Below are 23471 nucleotides of genomic sequence, written 5' to 3'. Positions count from 1 at the left end.
GCTGTATAAAAAAATTTGAGGTTATGTGTCTATGTCTAATGAAAATAAAGACAATCTTCAGAAACAGAAGCCCAAACGGAGTTGGCAAAATCAACGCTTGAGGGAGTTGCAGCAACAATTAGACAAATTGAGCGAAAGTCATGGCAATCTGCTGGAGCAAAACCAGAGAATAGAGCAAAAGCTGGACAATTTAAAGTCTCTGTTAGAAAATAGACCTAATACAATCACAAGTCAGGTAGATGAAGCCATTGATAAACAATATGAAGATCGGCTAGTGTTTAACCGTCCTCACAGTCGAAAAGTGCTTAGTGATGCGCTGGAAAATGTTCAAGAGCGATTGATTCTGGTATGTCCTTGGCTGACTTCTTGGGCTACTGCTGTAGTGATTGAGAAGTGCGAAGAACTCATAAAGCGAGGTGTTCGGATTGATATTGGTTGGGGTAGATTGGAGGATCTGGCTAGAGATCAAATAGATACATTTTGGTATGGGGCATTGCCCACATTGCGTAAACTCGAAAAGGAACATCCTGGGTGCCTCAATTTGAAGGAATTGGGTACCCATGAAAAGTTTTTGGTGTGTGATAACAACTTTGCCATGCTGGGAAGTCATAACTTTCTCACCTCTAAGGAAAGTAGCCCAGAGTTTGAAGTGGGAATTTTGATCAAAGACACCAACACCATCCAAAAGTTAATCAATCGTTTTGATGAATCTACTTTCGATAAGAGTGCGGCTCGTGATTACTTAAGTCATGAAGGTGACACCTATGACCTTGAAGAGCAACCAATAGAAATTGAGGTTTTGAAAAAAATTATTGAGAATGCTCGGAAAAGTGTAGCTGAGAACGAGCAGAAAACTGTGGTTAAGCTTCCTCCTCCACAAACACCACCAGTCACTACTCTGAGAAACGGAGAGTCTACTGTGTTGCAAACTAAGTCTGAAAAAAGCGCTGATTCTCCCACTAATAAGTCAACTCCGCAGCCTACTAAATCAAATGAAAATTCGATAACTATACCGAGAACTAGACAGTCAGAAGTAGACAATAATTTGGGGGAATCATCTACAGCAAGTAGTGATAAAAAGCCAGATTTTCCTGTTTTTAATAAACCAAAGGAAGAGGCTGTAAAACCCATACCGATAATTACGCCAAGTGGCGGACTGGGTAAAATTATAGTTCAATTGAATTGGAGTCAAGGAACTCGAGCAGATGGTAGCAAAACTGCCATTGATCTTGATCTGGGTTGCTTGTATGAGCTAAAAAATGGACAAAAGGCCGTTATACAAGCCCTGGGCGAATCGTTTGGTAATTTCTATATAACTCCGTATATTCATCTGGGTGAAGATGACCGTAAGGGTGATAAAGGTGAGACTTTACGGATAAATGGCGACAAGGTTGCTGAATTTAAGCGGATTCTAGTTTACGCTTATATCTATAAGGGCATAGCTAAATGGTCTGAGGCTAATGGTGTTGTCAAAATCAAATTGCCAGAGGTAATTGATCAGCCAGATATCGAAGTGGAATTGGATAATCCTAGTGATGGTATAATGGTATGTGCCATTGCCTTGTTTAAGAATGTTGATGACAAGACTTTTGAAGTTAGCAAGAATGAGAAATATTTTAGAGACCACCCAGAGATGGATAAAGATTTTAAGTGGGGCTTAGAGTGGGTTAACGCCTCTAAGGAAGTTTAGATTTTAGATTTTAGATTTTAGATTTTAGATTTTACTCGTTACCAGGCTCTGCCTGGTAACACATATCCGGAGGAAGAGCCTCCATAGTCTGGGCCGAGGCAGAGCAAGAGTGACATCGGTTCCCAGGCAGAGCCTGGTAACTAGTTAACCAGTTATTGAAACTGATGCGAAGATTGCTATATTACCTTTCAATAATTACCCCCACCATTTATGAAACTTTATCACACTCCCATTTCCCCCAACTCCCGCCGCGTGTGGGTCGCCCTCATAGAAAAAAACCTCGACTTTGAAGTAGTGGAAATCCACTTGGACGGCGATCACTTGCATCCTGAATTTGGGGCAATCAATCCTTTTCACCGCATCCCTGTTTTGGTCGATGATGACTTCACTGTCGTCGAGTCTCTAGCAATTCTTGACTATCTAGAAACAAAGTATCCCGAACCGGCAATGCTGCCAAAAGAACCGAAAGATTTGGCAGTTGTGAGGATGGTAGAATTGGTCACGGTAAACGAACTTCTACCGCAACTTTACCCCCTAAGGAGTGAAAAAATGGGCTGGGGAAGTTCCCAACCGCAGGAAATCGCAAAGGCTAAGGAAAAAGTCGATACAGTGTTGAAATTCTTTGAAGGCTTGCTGGACGATCGCCCTTTTTTCGCTAGCAACAGTGTCACCTTTGCCGAGTGCGTTGCCGGCACCGTCGTACCCTTGCTATCTTGGGTTGATGTGTCCCTAGACGGCTATCCTAAAATTCAAGCTTGGTGCGATCGACTGCTTGCCCGCCCCTCATGGCAGCAAACTCAATTCACCGAGGCCGATTTGGCGGCTTTCGCATCTCGAAGACAAAAGTTTCTCGCACAATCTGAAGCCTAATGAACAAATCAACTCTCCAGCGATCGCTCTTTTTCCTAGCTGTTTTCGCCTGCATCCAAATTCCCATCGCAGCAAAGGGGCAGCCCGCCGCCCGATCGAACTACCAAGCAATTAACGCTAAACAGTTCCTTGCCGATCGCAAAATTACCCTCTCCAACCCCAAAGATATCGCAGCAAAACTTTTTAGCAGCGACAGAGAATCTGAAGGCCGAAAAAGCGACCAAATTTCAGTTGAATATCCCACGCGAGAAACAGCCGTAATTCTCCAAACCGTCGTCGGTTTAGCTGACGATTCTGTTGCCGGAATGCGGTACCGCATCGAACTCAGACTCAGGCAAAATAAGTGGGAAATTGTCTGGATGGGCCGACAATCCAAGTGTCAACCAAATCGCGGACACCAAAATTGGGCAAGCGGCCTCTGTAGGTAGAAAGGTCGATCGGCTTTTTGCTTAAATTCATTCATCCCGCGTGCGTTGCGAAGAAGGAAGCTAGGACTTGACGCAACCGACGAAAAACAGAGGCCCAGAAAGATTCACTACCGCTACTTCCCGACAGAAATAAGTTATTCATCCGTAAGTCCAGGAAGCAGTCTGGGCCCCGCCTTCCTGGCTGCGCGACAATCTTAAAACTATTTTCGGTGTCGATCGCTCTTTTAGTCAAAAAGAGCGATCGAACTCACAAGTTTACTTGCACATGATCAAATTTCCAGCCGAGATAAATCCGGCCACAGGGGCTGAAATCTCAACCCAATTGCGGTCTTCTCCATTCTTATCTCTCACTAACTGGAAATTCGGCACAAGCGTTACTTGACCGTTAGCCGGTACACCACCTTTAACCGCAGCAGTCCTTGAAGGCTCAGTGCGGATAGCTAGACCCCTCGGCGCTACGCGAGGTTCTACTTGGCGGCACAGACTTACGGGGCCCGTTGCAGGTGCCGGTGCTGGTGCCGGTGCTGGTGCTGGTGCTGGTGCTGGTGCCGGTGCTGGTGCCGGTGCTGGAGCCGGTGCTGGTGTCGGTGCCGGTGCTGGAGCCGGTGCTGGTGTCGGTGCCGGTGCCGGTGCTGGACTTGGAGTCCGTGCCGGTGCAGGTGTCGCTGCAGGTGCAGGACTTGGACTCGGTGCCGGTGCGGGTGTCGCTGCAGGTGCAGGTGTCGCTGCAGGTGCCGGTTGCGGACTTGGGGAAGTTTGACTAATTGTGCTTGCTGTCGTGCACGAACCTAAATTAGCCTCGTTGTTGGGGTACCCGCTAGCTACATACCCTTTTACCGGAGCGGTAATTTGAATCCAGAGGCGGCCGTCGGAGGCTTTAACAGAAGTAGCGCTTTGGGACAGCGTTACCTGAGTGTTAGTTGCTACACCGCCAACTCTAGGGGATTTGGGGTCTGGGTTCTGGCGAACGGTCAAACCTTCTTTGGGAGTGACTTTGCGGCAAATGTTGCCAGCTTGGGCTATTTGAAAGGTGGCGCTATCTTCAAATGAACTATTTTCAGCATCCTGACTCCCAGCGGATGTGGATGGGGCGGCAACACCGATCGCATTCGCTTGCACACAGACGGCTGCGATCGCGATCGCGCCCAGCAATGCAGCAGGTTTGTTCCAGTAACTCAAGTTTTTCATCCGTTCAACTCCTCATCTCATCAAAACCATTATCTTTATTGCAGGTCAATATAGCAAAAAAATCGATTTGTCTTCCAGGAAAAAGCTCTAATTAACATTTTTTATGGCTGTAAGTCAAGTTTTATCTACATAATTTAATTTTTGCTGAGAGTTAAGCCAAGACCAATTAAGCTGCTACGCCTATAAATTGCTCGTTATGGCAGAGCGGGGGAGGGGGAGAAGACGAGTGGGCCCGATGGGGAGAGCCGGGAGAGTGGGGGAGTGTCCGAGTGTCCGAGTCAACAGTTAACTGTTAAGTGTTTAAAGGCCTGACAGTTTACTAGGAATGCAAGTCTTTTGTTGCCCGTCAATATCTTGTCAGGTGTTGGTTAAACTATTTAGCTGCCAGTAGTTGCAGTTGAGTAATATTTTGCTGCATTTGAGGTTCACTCAAGGCAGCTTCGAGAGCGAGATGGTGCTTGAGAGGCTCCAAGATTCTGAGTGACAGGCGATTGGTGCGATCGACCCCATCGTCGTAGTGGGGTGCCGCAAGCCGCATACAGTCCTTCTTGCTGGCTCACATAACTCAACTGTCGATCGCACCTTACTTAAAATTGCGGCAAACAGCGCAAATCGCTAGCATTGACCCGATGGCTGGCCTCAATTTGATAAAATCTTCCAAAACGGAAACCCATCGGCTTTAAACCTGGTTGTGTTTTTGTGGCCGGGGCCACCGCGCGATCGGTCAATGACAGTTGCTGTAGCTGTTTCCAAAGGATTTTGTTTCTGGGGAGACATTTCCCTTAAGGATTCTAGTCGTCGCAACGCCGGCTTGTAATTCCTTGACTTCAGGTGCCCTTGGTTCTGGCTCTTAAGTGAGAAACTTGGAAGGTTTCTTGGTATTTATATCGTTTCCGGTTGCATGGGCACGATCGAGTCAAGGTCAATAATTCCACATTCCCCAACGGACGACTCCCAACGGACGACTCCCCATCATTCCGGTGTTACCGGAATTGATATTACTCGCTGACGCTTTACTTGGCGTGCTGCGGTTCGGGAGGCTGTCTGTTTAAAGATACAAGGGGCGGGTTTAGCCAACAAAATAGACAACCAGCACAAAACCTGCGAACAAAACCAGCCCGCTCAAATCAGAAACGTAATATTGGCGCCAGTTCTGATTTAATTATATTGATATAGCAACCCCGCTAGACGGTTACGACGTTTTTAATTGCTGAAACTAATGCGGTATATTCCTTCTGAATCGGAGCATATTAATGATAGTAAAAATATTTTTTTGGGATGGCGATCCTCCCGCTGGCACGCACAAGGAGAGTAAAAGCCAAACTGAGATGCTCCCTTATTCCTTCTCTCCGAGATAGCTAAAGCTTTCTGACTTCTGCTATATAATGACCAAAGCGTTAAATATTTTTGCAGTGACAATAACTACTAACAAAAAAGACGGCAAATCCTCTAAATATCCCTTTGACGGTCTATCTTTAGACGATCGCAATCCCGACTTCATTCAGCTTTTGTTGCCAATCTGGGAATGGCTGTACCGCTACTATTTTCGCGTACAAAGCGACGGCTGGCACCACGTACCCGCGAGCGGAAAAATGCTCGTTGTCGGTACTCACAACGGGGGACTCGCCGCTCCAGATATGTTTATGTTCCTCTACGAATGGTTCCGCAGGTACGGAACCGAACGCTTGGCCTACGGATTGATGCACCCGACGGTTTGGCAAGTTTCTCCTGATGTTGCTAGCATGGCGGTTCAGTGTGGTGCCCTCAAAGCGCATCCGAAAATGGCGATCGCAGCTTTGCGTAAAAATGCCCCAGTTCTCGTCTATCCGGGCGGCGCCCAAGATGTTTTTCGCCCCCACCACTTGCGCGATCGAATCTACTTTGCAGGACGCAAGGGATTTATCAAATTAGCCTTGCGAGAAGAAGTGCCAATTATACCAATTATATCCCACGGTGCCCACGATACTTTGATAGTTTTGGCCGATTTGTACGAACAAGCAAAGCAATTGCACGAATGGGGGATGCCGTGGTTGTTGGGCATCGACCCGGTGGTATTTCCGGTGTATTTGGGATTGCCTTGGGGATTGAGTATTGGGCCTTTACCAAACCTGCCTTTACCCGTGCAAATTCGGACTCGCGTGTGCGAACCGATTGTATTTGAGAGGTACGGTTCGGAGGCGGCGCGCGATCGCGATTATGTTGATGCTTGTTTCGATCGAGTTACCGCCCAAATGCAAGAACAATTAGATTGTTTGGCGGGCAATTGAGAATTGCACATTCGATCGACCAAAAAACATTCTTACAGCCCAGAATCCCCGTAGAAAACTCCCCAACGCTTGGGTTGCGAGTGCGTCCAGGACTGATTTTGGTCTAAATCTCTCCTAGCACATTTTTTTGCCCAAAGCAATGACCGAGGTCATCATTATTCTTGGCCGAGTTCGATCGCACTTTTCTCCAACTCGCCAGTCTATAATGAACGAAAGAGACTGCCATCTACCGCAAGATAGCTTTTGCAATAAACTCGGCGGTAATTCCGTAAAGTTATGCAACATCCAACTTAAAGCAGATACCGTCTCAGATGCTGGAGGCACTGTCTTGCCTCCAGAGATTATTGAAAGTCAATAGTGTGCAATGAAACAGCAAGTAGCAACCGCAAAAGCGATCGCTTTTTTCTCTTCAAATGCAGACTACTTACCAACCTTAAATATATTCCAACTGGATGCCCCAGAAAGCCCACTTTATCTCGGGATTGCTGCTTTCAGGCTCTACCTTACTAGCAGCCATCCTGCGAAAAAACCCCCGGTTTCACGCCGCCATGACTAGCCTCGTGGGGGGTTTAGTAGAGCGAATGTGGGAAGCCATGAGCGAAGACAATGAGTTTTCCGCGTTCATTTCCCCAGAACAAAAACGGGCTCGGATTGCGAGCATCTTTTCAGCTTATTACCACCCGCAAGCTGACAAAGAAATCATCTTCGACACCAATCGCCTTTGGTGCAGCAAGTTGCCATTAATTCGGGAACTATTTCCCGAAGCAAAAGTGATTTGCTGCGTCAGAAATATCCCTTGGATAATGGACAGTATCGAGTTAGTGATTCGGCGCAACCCCTTTGATGTTTCCAGGTTATTTAATAATCCAGCAGAACGGGCTACAGTTTACAGTCGCACCGAAACATTAAGTCAAGGTTCGCGTTTAGTGGGTTATGCTTATAACGCCATTAAAAAAGCTTTTTACAGCGAACAAAGTGCATCTATTCTACTAGTAGACTATGAGCTATTAACCATAATGCCTGGTAAAACGATATCGCTAATTTATCAATTTATTGGCGAAGAGCCTTTCAATCATGATTTTGATAATGTTCAATATAATAAAGAGCCAGAATTTGATAAAAAGCAGAAAACACAAGGGTTACATCAAGTGAGCGATATAGTCGATTTTAAACCTATAAAAACGATTTTACTGCCCGATTTGTTTGAGCTATTTGATAGCTTATCTTTTTGGGTATAATCGAGTTATAGTCAAGCCAGTGTCATTGTCATCAAACAGAAATTAAGAAGCAATAAAAAGGGCATAAACAACTTTAAACGTCAGCCCACAGGCGTAAGAGAGTGGTAAAATTATTACAAATAAAATCAAATTCAGGGTGTTTTCCATGTTTTTCAAAAATGCTTTGCCCCGCCGTCTCCAAATCAAGCAAAATCTCCCGCTGATGAGCATCGCGGCTCAGGCTTTGCACTCAACTAACTGCCGCAAACCTAACACCTTGCGTCACCAGTTCAACGCCATGCAAAGATGTAGAAGGATAGACAGCCAAGGCTCCAGCATCCAATTTTACCGATGGCTCACCATGCGGGCTTTTTATCACCAACTCTCCCCCAGTGTAACTGGATGCTGGACTCAAAAACATCGTCATGGAAATATCCGTCTGCATCATATAATTTTCACCACCCATCAGGGAAGTATCAATATGTGTTCCATACTTCATCCCCGGTTCATATTTACTAAAAATAGCAGGGCTTATAATCTTTGGTCGCACCGCCATTTTAAAAGGTTGAGCGCCTCAGAGAGCTTGTATTACAACCTTATTGAGTTCCGGCACCAGAGGAAAATCGGCTTTTAATTGCAGGTTATCCTTCACCTCCGGATGCCCCCACACCCGCAGTAATTTTGCCATCAACAAACTCACCGTTTAGAACTTGAGAAGTTACCCAGTTTAACTCTTCAGGAGTTAGCAGATTTCCGAGAGAAAAAATCATCTTTTTTTTCACTTAATTTCCCACTAAAACCAGGACTGAATCTATGAATATCGCAGCCAAGCAAATTATTATCGTCGATCCGACTGTACAGAATTACCAGCAACTCGTAGCGGACATTCCCGCAGACACGCAAGTTGTGGTGCTGGATGGAACCCGCGATGGCGTTGAGCAAATTACAGAAATACTGGCCGGCACTTCTAATCTTAGCGCTGTTCATATTCTTTCACACGGCAGTCAGGGCAGTTTAAAACTTGGTGCAACTTACCTTAACAGCGAAAACTTAGAAAGCTACTCAACTTTATTGCAGCAATGGCAAGCAAATTTGAGTAAAAATGCCGACATTTTATGGTATGGCTGTAATGTAGGGGGAGAGCCCGCCCTCATCCCTTCAAAAGGGGGGAAAGAAGACTCAGAACCCCCCTTCAAAATGGGGGCAGGGGGGAGCTATTTTATTCAAAAACTCAGCGAAATCACAGGGGCGGATATTACCGCAAGTAACGACAAAACCGGGAGTACAAAATTAGGGGCCGATTGGGATTTAGAAATACAAACCGGCAGCATAGAAGCCACAAATCCCTTTAATGCTCAGGCAATGCAAAACTATGAGTTTAGCTTGGCAACTTTTAATGTCACCGTCCCCACCGATGACGGCACAGGGCTGGAACCTAACACCCTAAGCTGGGCAATCGATCAAGCAAATACCGCAGCCGGCGATGACATTATTACCGTGGCAAATAATGTCCGGTTTACCGCAGATCCCGCCATCCCCATTAAAAGCAATATTGTAATTAATGGCGGTGGGTTTTTTGTCATTGGGGATGTCAATGATAACAATATAAATGATAGCGGGGATGTTCGCCCCTTCTTTATCGAGTCGGGAAGTGTCACTTTATCTAACCTCACCATTACGGGGGGACGGGCGCAAGGCGGAAATGGCTACGGTGGCGGTGGCGGGGCTGCCGGTATGGGGGGCGGACTGTTCATTTCTGACGGGACGGTGACGCTGAGTAATGTGAAGTTCACAAACAACTCTGCCATCGGGGGGAATGGTGTAATTGGTAAAAATGGCGGTGGTGGTGGCACCGGCAGTAACAGTGACACCGGCGTCGGTGGTAAGGGGGGTATCTTTGGTGGCTTGGGCGGCGGCTTCGGCGGTAGCTATGGCACCGGCAAGGACGGTGAATTTGGCGGCGGCGGCGGCGGCGGCGGCACCGCCGGCAGCGGCGGCTTTGGCGGCGGCGGCGGCGGCGGCTTGAGCGGCGGCGACGGTGGCTTTGGCGGCGGCGGCGGCGGCGCCGACGGCTTGGGCGGCTTTGGCGGTGGCAACGGCGACGACGGCGGCGGCATCGGCTTGGGCGGCGGTGGTGCGGGCTTGGGGGGTGCTGTCTTTATCCGCCAAGGCACTTTAACCCTCAACAACGCCACTTTTACTGGCAACGAAGCGGAAGGCGGCACAGGCGCAAGCACAAACCCCGGTCAAGGCAAAGGTGGGGCAATTTTTGCCATGACTTCTTCCACCATTAACACTAATGGCAATCCCCAGGGTATGCCAGGTACCCCACCCACTGTCACCACATTTGGATCCACCTTCACCACCAACAACGCTCCCAACCAAGCAAGCACCCCCGCTGCCACCACCCCTGCCAACGGTGTCGGCAACAGCCAAGACAATAACGATGTTTACGGCACCATCATCGCCAATACCGCACCCGTTCTTGCCGATAGCGCCCTCACCCTCCCCCTCCTAGAAGATGCGCTTGCACCTACTGGCGCTGTCGGCACACTCATTTCCAACCTGGCTGCTATAGGTACAAACATCACCGACCCCGACACTGGCGCAGTGGCAGGCATCGCCATCACCGCCGCCGACACCACCAACGGCACTTGGTTCTACAGCACTAACGGCGGCACAAACTGGAACGCCTTGGTTGCCGTATCCAATACCAACGCTCGCCTACTCGCCGCCAATCCCGATACCCGCCTCTACTTCCAACCAACCGCCAACTACAATGGCACCCTTACTGACGCCATCACCTTCCGCGCCTGGGATAGCTTATCTGGCGTCAACGGCAGCACCGCTGACACCACTAACAACGGCGGCATAACTGCCTTCAGCACGGCCACCGACACCGTAGCCATCACCGTTACCCCCGTCAACGATATTCCCAGTTTCACCGCCACCAACCCAACCTCCGTCAACGAAGACAGCGGGGCGCAAACAGTAACGAGTTGGGCCACCTTCAACCCCGGCGCAGCCGACGAATCCGCCCAAACCGCTACCTACACCGTCAGCAACATCGGCACCCCCAGCTTATTTGCGACATTACCCGCCATAGATGCCAGTGGCAACCTCACCTATACTCCCGCCCCTGAGGCGAATGGTACATCCACCTTTGATGTTGTTGTTAAAGACAGTGGCGGCATTCTTGACAATGGAGTTGATACTTCCGCAGTAACAAACTTTACCATTACCGTTAATCCAGTCAATGACAAACCCAGTTTCACTAACTTAGGCAACCAAACCCTAACTTCTTGGACAAATACGGCTCAAACCGTTACAAGTTGGGCAAACACAATTAATTTAGGCCCCGCCAATGAAGCAACTCAAGCTGTTAACAATTACAAAGTTAATATTACCAGCGGTAGCGGCTTATTTACCACAGGACCAACTGTAGCAAATGATGGCACGCTCACCTATACCCCCAACGGCCAACCGGGAACTGCCACGGTTGAAGTACAACTGCAAGATAACGGCGGCACGTTGAATGGTGGTGTTGACCTTTCGGACAAAGCTACTTTTAATATTACCATTCCAGCACCGAAAGTTAACCTCACTGCCAGCACAACTACTGCCAGCGAAGCCGGGAAAACAGCTATTACCTTTACCGCTACTGCAGAAGGTAATGTCGTCGGCAATCAAACTATTGATTTAGCATTAACTGGTACTGCTAGTGCGGCGGATTTTACTGGTACTGTTCCCACTCAAATAACTATCCCAGATGGAAGTAATACGGGGCAAGTAACCCTCACAGTTAATGATGATAATATTGTCGAAGGTGCGGAAATAGCTACTTTAACAATTAGCAACCCGTCAACGGGGATAGGATTAGGCACTACCACTAACCAAAGTGTGACGATTACTGACCAGGGTACTGCTGGTATTACGATCGCACCGACCACAGGATTAACTACTACTGAGGCTGGTGGTAAAGCCACATTTACAGTTCAACTCGACAGTCAACCCACGGCTGATGTGACTGTAGGTTTAACCAGCGATAACACGGCCGAAGGAACAGTTTCCCCAACTTCAGTCACTTTCACCTCCGCTAATTGGAATGTTGCACAAACAGTCACCGCAACGGGAGTTGATGACAATCTAGTAGATGGGGATAAAACCTATAACATTGTTACCGCCGCCGCTACCAGTACGGACCCTAATTACAGCGGAGTTGATCCAGCCGATGTCGTGGTGACTAATACCGATGACGACGTTCCGATACCAGAAATTCAAGTTTTAGATGGGACAACAGATATAGTAGATGGTACTGCAAGTGCGATCGACTTTGGCAGTGCAACGATTGGCGGGACTCTCAACAAAACCTTTACCGTTAAAAATCTCGGTACAGGAGTTTTAAACCTCAGCAACCTTACCTTACCAACCGGATTTAGCAGTGTCGGAAACTTACCTGCAACTGTTGCCGCCGGCGCGAGTGCTAATTTGCTTCTTCAAGTAGATACCACAGCAGCAGGAAATAAAACAGGTACGCTGCAATTTGTCAATAATGATAGTGACGAAAATCCCTTTGATTTCCCAATTACGGCCACAGTCACAACCGCACCCTTACCAGAAATTCAAGTCCTAGACGGGACAACAGATATAGTAGATGGTACTGCAAGTGCGATCGACTTTGGTAGCGTGATAGTTGGCGGGACTCTCAACAAAACCTTTACCGTTAAAAATCTCGGTACAGGAGTTTTAAGCCTCAGCAACCTTACCTTACCAACCGGATTTAGCAGTGTCGGAAACTTACCTGCAACTGTTGCCGCCGGCGCGAGTGCTAATTTGCTTCTTCAAGTAGATACGACAGCAGCAGGAAATAAAACAGGTACGCTGCAATTTGTCAATAATGATACTGACGAAAATCCCTTTGATTTCCCAATTACGGCCACAGTCACAGCCACACCAACTGCACCTGTACCCACGCCGACACCTGCACCCATACCCAGGCCGACACCTCCACCCGTACCCAGACCGACACCGACACCCGTACCCACGCCGACATTTCCACCCGTACCCACGCCGACACCGGAACCCGTACCCACGCCGACACCTGTTAACATTCCCGATACAGATTGCCTTTGCGCTCAAATTGAGTATCCCAATCTCAACAAACCCAACCAACAAATTGATAATATTATCAATGGTAGTCCCGGTCTTCTAATTGGCACTCCCAGAAATGACGCCTATTTTGGCAGCAACAGTCCCAATATCTTTGATGCTTTAACTGGCAACGACAACCTATTTGGTGGCGAATTTAAAGATATCTTCAACGGCAATCAAGACAATGATTTTATTGACGGCAACAAGGGAGACGACCTGTTATTTGGCGGCAAAGGAAACGACATCCTTCTTGGTGGTTTTGGTGAAGACCTGATCTTTGGGAATGATGGCAACGATTCAATTGCCGGCCAAGAAGATAATGACTTAATCTTGGGCAATCGAGGTAATGATTTTATCGACGGTGGCAAAGGAAACGATATCCTATCCGGCGGAAAAGCTGAGGATTTAATTCTAGGCAGCCAAGGCAATGATACTCTCTTCGGAGAACTCGGAGACGATACTTTGTGCGGCGGTGCAGGAGATGACTTCCTAAGCGGCAACGAGAATAAGGACTTAATCGACGGCTGCGAAGGAAACGATACAATTTACGGCGGTGAAGATAATGATACCTTACTCGGCTGCGTTGGCGATGATTTCTTGTCGGGAGAGTTAGGGAACGACAGCCTCATCGGAGGTTTGGGCAGCGACACTTTTGTCTTAGGAGTCGTCACCGGATTTGATACGATTTCTGATTTTGCCAAAGGTCAGGATTTCATAGGATTGTCGGGGGGTCTGAGTTTTGACCAGTTAGACATAAGTCAGGACAATAACAGCGCGCTGATTAAGTTGAAAGGAAGTGGAGAAGTAATTGCTTCGTTAACTGGAGTCAATGCCAGCTTAATTGCTGTTAGCGATTTCCGAATTGTCTGAGATCGTGTCCGCTAAAATAACCGTTACAAGGCAAGTAGTGAGGACTTCATTCCTCACTACAAACCAATTTGATGGTGCAGGTTCTAGCGGACATAATATCAGCCCTCCTGGACGCACTCCGACTCCTCGAAACCGGGTTTTTTACGCTCGTGTGCGGGCTGCGACGCGTCTTTTCGTAAAAAAACCCGGTTTCTTTGCCCCCATGCGTCCAGGACTATAGAATTGGAAAAAATAAGCTGATTCCGTGTAAACTCTTTCTATTAATTCTGCGTTCTGCCTTTTGCCGAATGCGGGACGGTGACTAATTGCCCGATCGCCTTAACCGCAATACTGGGATGAAAAAGTACAGCCGGCGACTCATTCATGTGCATAACTTGCAAAAATGCTTGACAAACTTTAGCATCTGATACCATCACTTTTAACACCAGATCCATGTAATCAATTGTCAGTCGCGTAGGGAGGTTTAGTTTTGCACCTTCACTTCCCGGATAGCGGGAATCCTGACTGATGGCAAACGTCCAAGGAGTAGTGTGTAATTTTGCTAATTTTTGTTGAAATTGTCGCGCCAAGCCTGTTAAATCGCCTTCTGGATACCGCTCTCTTTGCTTTTGCAAACATTTATCTAGCATCTGAGCATCTAGTGCAGCAACCGTCATACCCTGTGCGTATATCGGGTTAAAAGCGCAAACTGCATGACCGATAATTATTAAGTTTTCAGGGTAACGAGCGAGGCGTTCGTAGTGGCGCAAACGGTTTTCTGTACCTCGATAACTATAAACAGGTGTTATTGCTTCTGCGTCTTTAATTGCATCATAAATTGTCGGGGTTGGCAAAGTGCGGGCAAATTCTAGAAAACCTGCTTCGTCTTCGGGGGGATAATCGCGATCGCCCCCGAGGATAATTGCCAGCCAGCGATTGCCTTCGATCGGAAAAATTCCACCGCCGCGGGTGCGAAATGGCGGTGCTGTTGACACAAATACTGGCGCAGTGTCTGACAATTTACCGCTGCCTTCATAGATGCGGCTGGCATAGCCGACAAAAGCATTGATAGTGGTTTCTGGCGGAGGTTCATAGCCCAAACTTTTCAACCATTGAGGTGTTTTGGAAACTTTGCCACCAGCATCGACTACTAAATCTGCATACAAATTCTCTTCATGGATGTTAGCCGGGTTGTGGCGATCGCGAAAACGCACCGACACGCCAGCAACCTCCGCGCGCGAGGCATTCGTCAGCAATCCGGTTACTTTCCCTCCTTCGAGGAAATGCACGTTCGTATTTTCAGCCAAGCGACGGCGAATGTGCCAATCAAGAAAATCCCGACTGAACATAATTAAATCATTTAGATCCGGGCTAAAGTGCGGGGCCCAACCCGCCGGAGTCAACCACCTGATCGACCTCGAATCTACACTAGGAGCACCAGCAGCTACCAGTTCGTTTTCCAAGCCGGGAAAAAACTCTTCTAGGATGATTTTTCCCCGATTTAAAAGGACGTGAAGGTGACGGGATTGAGGAATACCGGGGCGAGGTGCGGGTTTTTCTGGCAAAAAATCCCCTTCAACAATACTTACTCGATCGAAGTGTTTTGCTAATACTCTAGAGGCCAACAGTCCTGCTAAACTGCCGCCAATAATAATTGCATGACTTTCTCGTTCCACGATCGAATTCCTTGAAGGCTAATGTGCTATGGCATTGGTAGATGAATTTTAAACAATTTGTCGCGCTTCTGTACAGACTGTTTATATCCCTCTACCAAAGATTTTCCTCTGCGATTATTTTAATCCGACTTACCCTTACTACTATCAATCTCGGGTGCGCCGCAGTGCATTTTACTCATAACTAAGAACTAATAACTTAACAACTGCCAAGTTACATAGCACAAATATCCCTAAAGTGACAGCCTGCCGCAGACATATTTCTACACTTCCAACTGTAGGGGGATGCTTTAGCTCGTCAATAAGGGGATGCTTGCCATTGGGGGCATGAGTCTAAAACTATACATTGGTTAACTCGCGCCAAAGATCGCGCGCACCCACCCCTTAACGAGGAATATACTATGTATCAAAATTTGCCAATAAATCCACAACTGTATAACATGGGGTTCTGGCTGGCCCAAGTGGGAGGACAGGGGACTACTACAAACACAGTAGAAGGCGCAGCACCCCTCTATTCCGGGTCAGGCTTCGGGTCACACTTTTTTATCACCTTGATAGCTGGAGTCGTGCTCGCCTGCGCTTTCCAACTCTTGCTAACAAATTTATCAGTAGCTGCAGGCCTTTCCTACATGGGACAATCCCATGACGACGGCGACCACCAGTCGGATAGCGGCAGCTCGCCAGTCCGCCACATCGGCCGAAAGGTAGGTACTTGGACGCTAATCACCGTCACCATCGCCATATTCTTTGCTTGCTTGCTGGCAGTTAAGCTCAGCTTCATTACCAGTCCCGGTTTAGGTGCGATCCTCGGTTTAGTGGTGTGGGCAACCTATTTCTCAATGCTCGTCTGGGTGAGCTCCACCACCGTCGGTTCCCTGATCGGTTCCGTCGTTAACACCGCGACATCAGGCTTTCAAGCGATTCTCGGCACCGCAGCCTCGGCCATCGGCGCCAAAGCAGCCAGCAATCAAGTCGTCGCCACAGCCAAAGCAGCAGCAGCAGCAGTTAGCCACGAACTCGGTAGCGCGATCGACCCCACAAGCTTGCGCGAAAACGTCGAAGATTACATCCAAAGCCTCAAACCGCCGGAATTAGACATCAAAGGGATGCGCAGCGAATTTGAAAAATTGCTCAACGATCCCCAACTCAAAGCAATTGCTGGCGAAAATTTGCCGAATCTCGATCGGCAAACTCTGGTAGATTTAGTAAGTTCGCGATCTGACTTATCAAAACGCGACGTAAACCGCATTGTAGACCAACTCCAAGATGCTTGGAAACAAGTAGGAAAACAAGGGCAGCAATCAGACGGGATCGCCCAATTAGTAGACTATCTCAAATCTGCCAAACCAGGAGATTTGGTCTCAGATACACTAACAAGTAGGGTAGAAAAAGTCCTCGGCAATCTGGGCGGTCAAAATTCCGGACAAAGCCCGACCATGATGTCCCAAGCAACGACAATGGCAGTCAATGCTTTAATGGGAATAGTATTGGGTCGCACGGATATTTCCGACTTGGATGTGGAGAAAGTAGTCGGTCAGCTCAAAGCAGCTAAAGACAAAGTTAGCCTGCAAACTGATAAAATTACTGCTCAAGTAAAAGGCGAACCACAAACTTACAGCCCAATTCGGGCTGACGTAGAAAACTACTTGCTCAATACTTATTCGTGGCAGATGAACCCGCAAGCGATCGAGCGCGAATTTCGTGACGTGCTCTACGATCCTACGGCAGATCCGGGAACTGTGCGCCGCGAATTAGAAAAACTAAGACAGGCGAATTTTGCGGAAATCCTGGCCAGTAGAGGCGTTTTTACCCAAGACAAAATTAAAGAAATTTCCCAGGAATTAGAAGCAATTAGACAGCGAGTTTTACAAACCGTGAGCTTTGCCGAGGAGCAAGAAAAAGCTCGCGATTTGCAGTGGCGGGTGGAAACTTATTTGAAGCTGACGGCGAAAGAGGAACTGACAGCTGCAGGTATCGGGAGCGATTTCAAAAAAATATTAGAGGATTCCGACGCTAGTTACGAACAGTTGCGCGATCGGCTTGCTCCTTACACCCACGACCGTTTCGTGGAAATTCTCAGAGGCCGCGACAATTTCGGATTTCAGGAAGTAGAACATATTGTTCAAGAGTTGGAAAGGACGCGAGATGTAGTTTTAGCAGATGCTAAAGGTCTGCAAGAAGCAGCGCAAGTCCGAGTAGACAACCAGTGGCAAAGAGTACAAGAATACTTGAACTCTACGGGCAAAGAAGAACTCAATCCCGAAGGCATCAAGCGCGATTTGAAAACGCTGCTGGACAACCCGGAAGCGGGAATGTGGGCGCTGAGATCTAGAGCTTCTAAGTTCGATCGCGATACTTTGGTAAAATTGCTATCTCAGCGGAAAGACCTCAGCGAAGACCAAGTAAATCAGCTGATCGACAGCGCCGAAGAAACTTGGCACAGCGCGCTGCAGGCGCCGCAAAAGTTGGCCCAAAAAGCTAAGGATCAGTACGACCAAAGCACCACCGCCCTTGCAGATTACCTGCGCAATACTGGCAAATCAGAACTCAATCCAGAAGGGATTAAGCGGGATTTGACAAAACTGCTGGAAAATCCCAAAGAAGGAGCTTTAGCGCTGCGCGGCCGCCTGTCTCAAGTCGATCGCGATACTTTGGTAAAACTGCTTTCTCAGAGACAAGATTTGACCGAGGAACAAGTCAATCAAATTATCGACCAAGTGCAGGATACTCTTGGCTCGATTGTGAAAGCGCCGCGCCGTTTGGCAAAGCGGGTGCAAACCCAAGTGCAGGATTTTCAGGCTGTTTTAGAAGATTATTTGCGCAATACGGGCAAGGATGAATTAAATCCCGAAGCGATCAAGCGCGACTTGCAACTGCTGCTACACGACCCGAAAGTCGGCGCTTACAGTTTGGGCGAGCGCCTGTCACACATCGATCGAGCTACAGTTGTTTCTCTGCTGTCTCAGCGCCCGGATATTTCTGAAGCAGAAGCCAATCGCATTGTCGATGGGATTTTGTCGGTGCGCGACGAGTTCGCACTGCAAATTCAGAAAATACAGGAGCGTATTCAGTCGGTAATTGACGGGATTCTCGGAAAAGTTCGGGATTACCTCAATTCGCTCGATCGCCCAGAACTAAACTACGAAGGCATTACGCGGGACGTGCGGAAGTTATTTGACGACCCGCAAGCCGGATTTGACGCTTTGCGCGATCGGCTGGGTCATTTCAACCGCGATACTTTAGTAGCACTCATCAGTTCCCGGGAGGACATTTCCGAAGCAGATGCCAACCGCTTGATCGACCAAATTGAAAGAAGCCGCAACAGCGTCTTGCAAAGAGCAGAACGCTTGCAGCAAGAGGCGCAGCTTCGCCTCGAAAGCATCAAAGTGCAAGCCGAAAAACAAGCCGAAGAAACCCGCAAAGCAGCAGAAGTTGCCTCGTGGTGGCTGTTTTTCACCGCTCTTACTTCGGCAGCAGCAGCAGCAGGCGCCGGTGCTTTAGCCGTCATCCGATAAAAAAGACTCAAGTTGCGATCGGATTGCAAATAGTGCCCGATCTGAGTTTATACTGAGATCGGGCACTAATGTTAGTAAATGATTGTCTCGGAAGTGGGAACGGGTTTATTTAATTTGTTGGTACTGTTTAAGGTTATGGGTAAACCCGCTCCTACGGATTTATTGAGGATGGTGCCAACTGTGAATTTATACATCTTAGTTAGCAGTTTTGATTCCTTCAAAATAGAAAAGTGAAAAGCATCATTTTTTGATTTTATATTTTATTTCCGGATGTAAAGTCCAAGTCGGCGGATATTAATTGGCTCTGAATTAGCAATTTTTTCGTCAGTTATCAACCTGGTTCAAGCTTCGACGCTAAATTTGCTGTTCGACTCATTCCACAACTATTGCAAGGATTGCTATAGAACGACAAAAATCAAAAAAGCTCTGGGAATGAGAACCTTTTGGCGGGCCAAACTCGACGCGCCAGTCCGCTGTCTCCTAAATATTTTTTAGGTATAGTAATAGTTAGGGTTCTCAACTCAGCACACCTGTTCCCCCAACCGCCCGCCGCCCTGGCAGCGTCAGTATTAAACGCGAACGGTTTTGAGTTCGATCGCCCGTTTCTTTTGAAAAGGTCGATCGTCCTGTCATAACTTGTAGGTCATAGGTTGTGGATAATAGGAAACTCAAGCCGTGAAAATACTACACTGACTGTAGGGGGCAAAATACCGAATACCTTGGAAATACCAAGGGTTTTGCTTTCGTCAGCCCAGAACAGTCAAAACACGCAGACCCTGCGATCGCCAATGCTAAACAACCTACGTCTCAAACCTCTCCGGGCTAGTTGCCTAGTAGCACCGTGAGGAGGGCGACGCTATGCAACTCCGAAAAAAAACACTATTAATCATCGGTGCAGCGCTGATCAGCCTGATTATGGTTCTCTATGCCACTGCATCAACCATTTTGCTGCACGATTTTCACAACCTGGAGGCACAGTACGTCCGCCAGGATGTTGGGCGGGCTTTGGACGCATTAGATGAGGACTTGTTGAGTTTAAACATCAGCGCCCAAGATTACGCCGAGTGGGACGATACTTATTCTTTTGTCAATACACGGGACGAAAACTTTGTCAAGTCAAATTTCGTCGATTCGACATTTGTTTACTTGAGACTAAACTTATTAGTGCTGCTGGACTCCAGCGGTAACACGATATTCAGCAAAGGTTTCGACCTGACATCCCAAACCGAAATCCCGATTCCGGAAAGCTTAAAACAGCACTTGACCGACGAGCTGCTAGACTCCTCGACATTAGGAGGATCTCGCCCCGCGGCCAAAACAGCCGTCCTCACCTTGCCAGAAGCCACGCTGCTGATTGCTTCAAGGCCGATATTCAACAGCAACGCCGAAGGCCCGCCGCGCGGGACGCTGATCCTGGGACGCTACCTCGACAGCAGCGAAATCGCTTTACTTTCAGAACGGACTCACCTGTCAGTAGATTTTACATTGCCGAGTTTAGATTTTAAAGTGGGAGCCGGGAACTACTCCGGGCACCGCGCCAAGGCGATGGCTCGCTCTAAACAGGATTGGGAAAATATCAAACTCAAAATTTCCAACCTCAAATCAGTAGAAATTTTAGTGGAGCCGCTCAGCGACACCTTAGTCGCAGGATACGCCATGATTCGCGACATCCACGGCAAGCAAGCGCTGGTGGTGCGAGTAGAGACAGAGCGCATCATCTACCGCCAAGGTCAGGCTACCTTGCAGCTGTTTACCTTATCAACACTGGGAGTAGGTTTAATATTTAGCGCGATCGCCCTGCTGTTGCTAGAAAAATTAGTCTTGGCAAGATTGGCTTCCTTGAGCACCAGCGTCAGCAACATCGCAGCCAACGGTGACCGAGACTTGCGGGTTCATATGGCCGGAGGAGATGAACTCGCAAGCTTAGCCGACACCATCAACCGAATGCTAGAAGCATTGAGCAATTCTCAAGTGGAACGTGATGAAAGCGAGGACCGCTATCGGTTGATGGCTGAAAACTCAACCGACATGATCACCAGACACGACCCCGAAGGCATATTTATTTACGTCTCGCCCGCCAGCCGCGCTTTGCTGGGATACGAACCTTCGGAACTCGTCGGCGCCGTCCCCAACGATTATTTTCACCCCGACGATTTAGAAACCATCGCCAAAGCTCACTCGAAAGTCCTGGCACTCCCAGTTACTTACACCGTCAGCTACCGCATCCGCCACAAAGATGGCCAATACATTTGGTTTGAAACCACCAGCCGCACAATCCGCGATCCCCAAACCGGCGCCGTGCAAGAAATTATCGGCATTTCCCGCGACATCAGCGTGCGCAAGCAAACAGAACAAGAACTGCGAGAAAGCGAAGCTGCAATTAAAGCTTTGTACCAAGTGACTTCGGCTCCCCGTACAGACCCGCTCAACCACCTCTCTACCTTTGATTTGCGCCTCCAAGAACTGCTGGCAATGGGATGCCGGCATTTAGGCCTGTCCACAGGAATTTTGTCCTGCATTCAAGGCGACAACTATCAAATAATGGCTGTTGAGTGTCCCGACGGGTCGATCGTCAAAGAACAAATCTATGAGCTGGAAAAAACCTTCTGCGTGGCTACGGCGATGGCAAAAGAACCGATCTACTTTGAGTCGGTGAGATTTTCGGGTTTGTCCTTCAACACGGACGATCCAGCCTTCAAAATCGAAGCTTACATGGGCATTCCCGTCACTGTGTCAGGTCAAGTTTACGGCACTCTGTGCTTCTTTTCTCCGACTCCTGTGACAGAACCGTTCCGAGTTGTAGACAGAGAGTTGGTGAAACTGATGGCTCAGTGGGTGGGAAGCGAACTCGAACGCCAGCAAACAGACATAGATTTGGCAAAAGCTCGCGATCAAGCACTGGCGGCTACTAGAGCCAAAAGCGAATTTTTAGCCACCATGAGCCACGAAATTCGCACTCCGATGAATGGAGTCATCGGCATGACCGGTTTGCTCCTGGATACCCGCTTAACTCGGGAACAGCGCGATTTTGTAGAAACTATCCGCAGCAGCGGCGATGCCTTGCTGACGCTGATCAACGATATTCTAGATTTCTCGAAAATTGAGTCGGGCAAATTGGACTTGGAGGAACATCCCTTTGACATCCGCACTTGCATTGAGGAATCTCTAGACTTGGTAGCTGCCAAGGCGGCACAAAAAAAACTGGAAGTGGGTTACTTGATCGATCGTGCAGTACCAGCAACGGCGATCGGCGACAGCACCCGCTTGAGGCAAATTTTAATCAACTTGCTCAGCAATGCTGTTAAATTTACCGAAGCTGGAGAAGTGGTGGTTTCGGTGACTGCCAAAAAGATTTCAGTGCCGACAGCCAACGCTAAAGAACCGCCAGCAATTAATGCCGAACCGCTAGCAATTAACCAAATATACGAAATACAATTTGCGGTTAAAGATACCGGTATCGGCATTCCGCTCGATCGCATGGATCGGCTATTTAAATCTTTCAGCCAGGTAGATTCTTCAACGAGCCGGCAGTACGGCGGTACCGGATTGGGTTTGGCAATTAGCAAGCGTTTGGCCGAAATGATGGGCGGCAGGATGTGGGTGGAAAGTATGGGTAATCTGGCGGGTAATCCTCCCGCAGATTTTAAATCGGCAGTTTTTGATTTGGGATGGGGAGAATCTTGCGAAATTGCCGAAAAATATAGCTCTAGCAAATCTGTACTCAGCAACAAGCCGAGCGGCCAAAATGCCAAATCCGTTGGCTCTACTTTTTATTTCAGCACGATCGTTTCTGGCTGCAACAGTTCCTTGCCAGCTAACTTGAGCAATTCTCAACCTGAATTAGCTGGCAAGCGAGTCTTAATTGTCGATGACAATGCTACCAACCGCCAAATTTTGACTCTCCAAGCTCAATCTTGGGGAATGGTGCCTAGGGCTTCAGCTTCGGCTCGTTTGGCTTTAGATTGGCTCGCTGCTAAAGAGGTGTTTGACTTGGCAGTTTTGGATATGCAAATGCCGGAAATGGACGGGTTGGCTTTAGCTGCCGAAATTCGCCGATATCCTGATTGCCAAAAGTTGCCGTTAGTCATGCTAACTTCGATCGGCAGGCAAGAAATTAACTCCGCAGCTATTGAGGCGGAGTTTGCTGCTTTTTTGAATAAACCGATCAAACAATCTCAGCTTTACAATGTTTTAATCAATATTTTTGGGGAAAAGACAACAGAATTTAGAGGGCAGCGCACCAGCGGGCCTTTCTTGCAAAGCATACCTCTCCTGGCCGAGAAGTTACCCCTGCGGATTCTGTTGGCTGACGATCATTTGGTGAATCAGAAGGTGGCTTTGCAAATTTTGCAGCGGATGGGGTATCGTGCGGATGTGGCGGGAAACGGTCTCGAAGTGCTCGAAGCTTTGCGCCGCCAGCCTTATGATGTGGTGCTGATGGATGTGCAAATGCCGGAAATGGACGGACTGGAAGCTACTCGCCGCATCCGATCGCAATTTTCAGGAGATTTAACCTTAGAAAATCCCACGGTCGAATCAGAAGTTTCCGCAACTGATGAGCAATCTCAAAATCGAAAATCCCAAATCGAAAATCCCAAATTGACTGAGGAGGAATCTAACAAT

Annotated in this window: 15 protein-coding genes; 9 read left to right on the top strand and 6 right to left on the bottom strand. The window is 48.1% G+C overall.

The features are described 5' to 3' along the window. The first annotated feature begins 31 nt into the window (after positions 1-31). From QUB61_RS01510 to QUB61_RS01500, 3 genes are all read left to right on the top strand, one after another. Positions 32-1690, top strand: coding sequence for a phospholipase D-like domain-containing protein (locus QUB61_RS01510; RefSeq protein ID WP_333131310.1), 1659 nt, complete (start codon positions 32-34; stop codon positions 1688-1690). 210 nt (positions 1691-1900) lie between these two features. After that, positions 1901-2560, top strand: coding sequence for a glutathione S-transferase family protein (locus tag QUB61_RS01505; protein WP_333131307.1), 660 nt, complete (start codon positions 1901-1903; stop codon positions 2558-2560). Then, the gene (locus QUB61_RS01500; RefSeq protein ID WP_333131305.1) at positions 2560-2988 is read left to right on the top strand and encodes a hypothetical protein; all 429 of its coding nucleotides are present in this window, start codon (positions 2560-2562) and stop codon (positions 2986-2988) included. Before QUB61_RS01505 ends, QUB61_RS01500 begins: the two co-directional genes overlap by 1 nt. Before the next feature lie 255 nt (positions 2989-3243). Here the strand turns inward: QUB61_RS01500 and QUB61_RS01495 are convergent, their stop codons facing one another. After that, on the bottom strand, positions 3244-4176 hold the full coding sequence (locus QUB61_RS01495; protein ID WP_333131303.1) for an SH3 domain-containing protein: 933 nt from the start codon (positions 4174-4176) through the stop codon (positions 3244-3246). 373 nt (positions 4177-4549) lie between these two features. Continuing rightward, positions 4550-4714 carry a hypothetical protein gene (locus QUB61_RS01490; RefSeq protein ID WP_333131301.1) on the bottom strand — a complete coding sequence of 55 codons (165 nt, stop codon included), beginning with the start codon at positions 4712-4714 and terminating at the stop codon, positions 4550-4552. An 847-nt stretch (positions 4715-5561) separates the two neighbouring features. On the opposite strand from QUB61_RS01490, the gene QUB61_RS01485 reads away from it, so the two are divergent. The 3 genes from QUB61_RS01485 to QUB61_RS01475 all read left to right on the top strand — a co-directional run bounded on the left by QUB61_RS01485 (position 5562) and on the right by QUB61_RS01475 (position 7681). Continuing rightward, positions 5562-6443 (top strand): glycerol acyltransferase, encoded by an 882-nt coding sequence (locus tag QUB61_RS01485; protein ID WP_333131299.1) that lies wholly within the window; start codon positions 5562-5564, stop codon positions 6441-6443. A gap of 139 nt (positions 6444-6582) precedes the next feature. Then, on the top strand, positions 6583-6801 hold the full coding sequence (locus QUB61_RS01480) for a hypothetical protein (RefSeq protein ID WP_333131297.1): 219 nt from the start codon (positions 6583-6585) through the stop codon (positions 6799-6801). A 94-nt stretch (positions 6802-6895) separates the two neighbouring features. Continuing rightward, positions 6896-7681 carry a sulfotransferase gene (locus QUB61_RS01475; RefSeq protein WP_333131295.1) on the top strand — a complete coding sequence of 262 codons (786 nt, stop codon included), beginning with the start codon at positions 6896-6898 and terminating at the stop codon, positions 7679-7681. A gap of 73 nt (positions 7682-7754) precedes the next feature. Here the strand turns inward: QUB61_RS01475 and QUB61_RS01470 are convergent, their stop codons facing one another. From QUB61_RS01470 to QUB61_RS01460, 3 genes are all read right to left on the bottom strand, one after another. Next, on the bottom strand, positions 7755-7910 hold the full coding sequence (locus QUB61_RS01470) for a hypothetical protein (RefSeq protein WP_333131293.1): 156 nt from the start codon (positions 7908-7910) through the stop codon (positions 7755-7757). Beyond that, positions 7911-8216: a 2OG-Fe(II) oxygenase gene (locus QUB61_RS01465; protein ID WP_333131291.1), complete on the bottom strand. Its 306-nt coding sequence runs from the start codon at positions 8214-8216 to the stop codon at positions 7911-7913. An 85-nt stretch (positions 8217-8301) separates the two neighbouring features. Then, entirely contained in the window at positions 8302-8430 is a 129-nt protein-coding gene (locus QUB61_RS01460; RefSeq protein ID WP_333131290.1) for a hypothetical protein, read from the bottom strand. 43 nt (positions 8431-8473) lie between these two features. Here QUB61_RS01460 and QUB61_RS01455 point away from each other — a divergent pair, with 43 nt between their 5' ends. Then, entirely contained in the window at positions 8474-13681 is a 5208-nt protein-coding gene (locus QUB61_RS01455; RefSeq protein WP_333131289.1) for a DUF4347 domain-containing protein, read from the top strand. 260 nt (positions 13682-13941) lie between these two features. Here QUB61_RS01455 and QUB61_RS01450 read toward each other — a convergent pair whose 3' ends face one another. Beyond that, positions 13942-15336: a 2-polyprenyl-6-methoxyphenol hydroxylase-like oxidoreductase gene (locus QUB61_RS01450; RefSeq protein ID WP_333131288.1), complete on the bottom strand. Its 1395-nt coding sequence runs from the start codon at positions 15334-15336 to the stop codon at positions 13942-13944. 398 nt (positions 15337-15734) lie between these two features. Between QUB61_RS01450 and QUB61_RS01445 the strand changes: the two genes are divergently transcribed. Further along, entirely contained in the window at positions 15735-18848 is a 3114-nt protein-coding gene (locus QUB61_RS01445) for an MFS transporter (RefSeq protein WP_333131286.1), read from the top strand. An 858-nt stretch (positions 18849-19706) separates the two neighbouring features. Next, the coding region (locus tag QUB61_RS01440; RefSeq protein ID WP_333189785.1) for a response regulator at positions 19707-23471 on the top strand (3765 nt) is incomplete at its 3' end.

It is taken from the genome of Microcoleus sp. C2D2 (assembly GCF_036702495.1).
Taxonomy (GTDB): Bacteria; Cyanobacteriota; Cyanobacteriia; order Cyanobacteriales; family Microcoleaceae; genus Microcoleus.
Note: the sequence above shows the minus strand (reverse complement) of the source record. Positions and strands in the feature narration are given on the sequence as shown.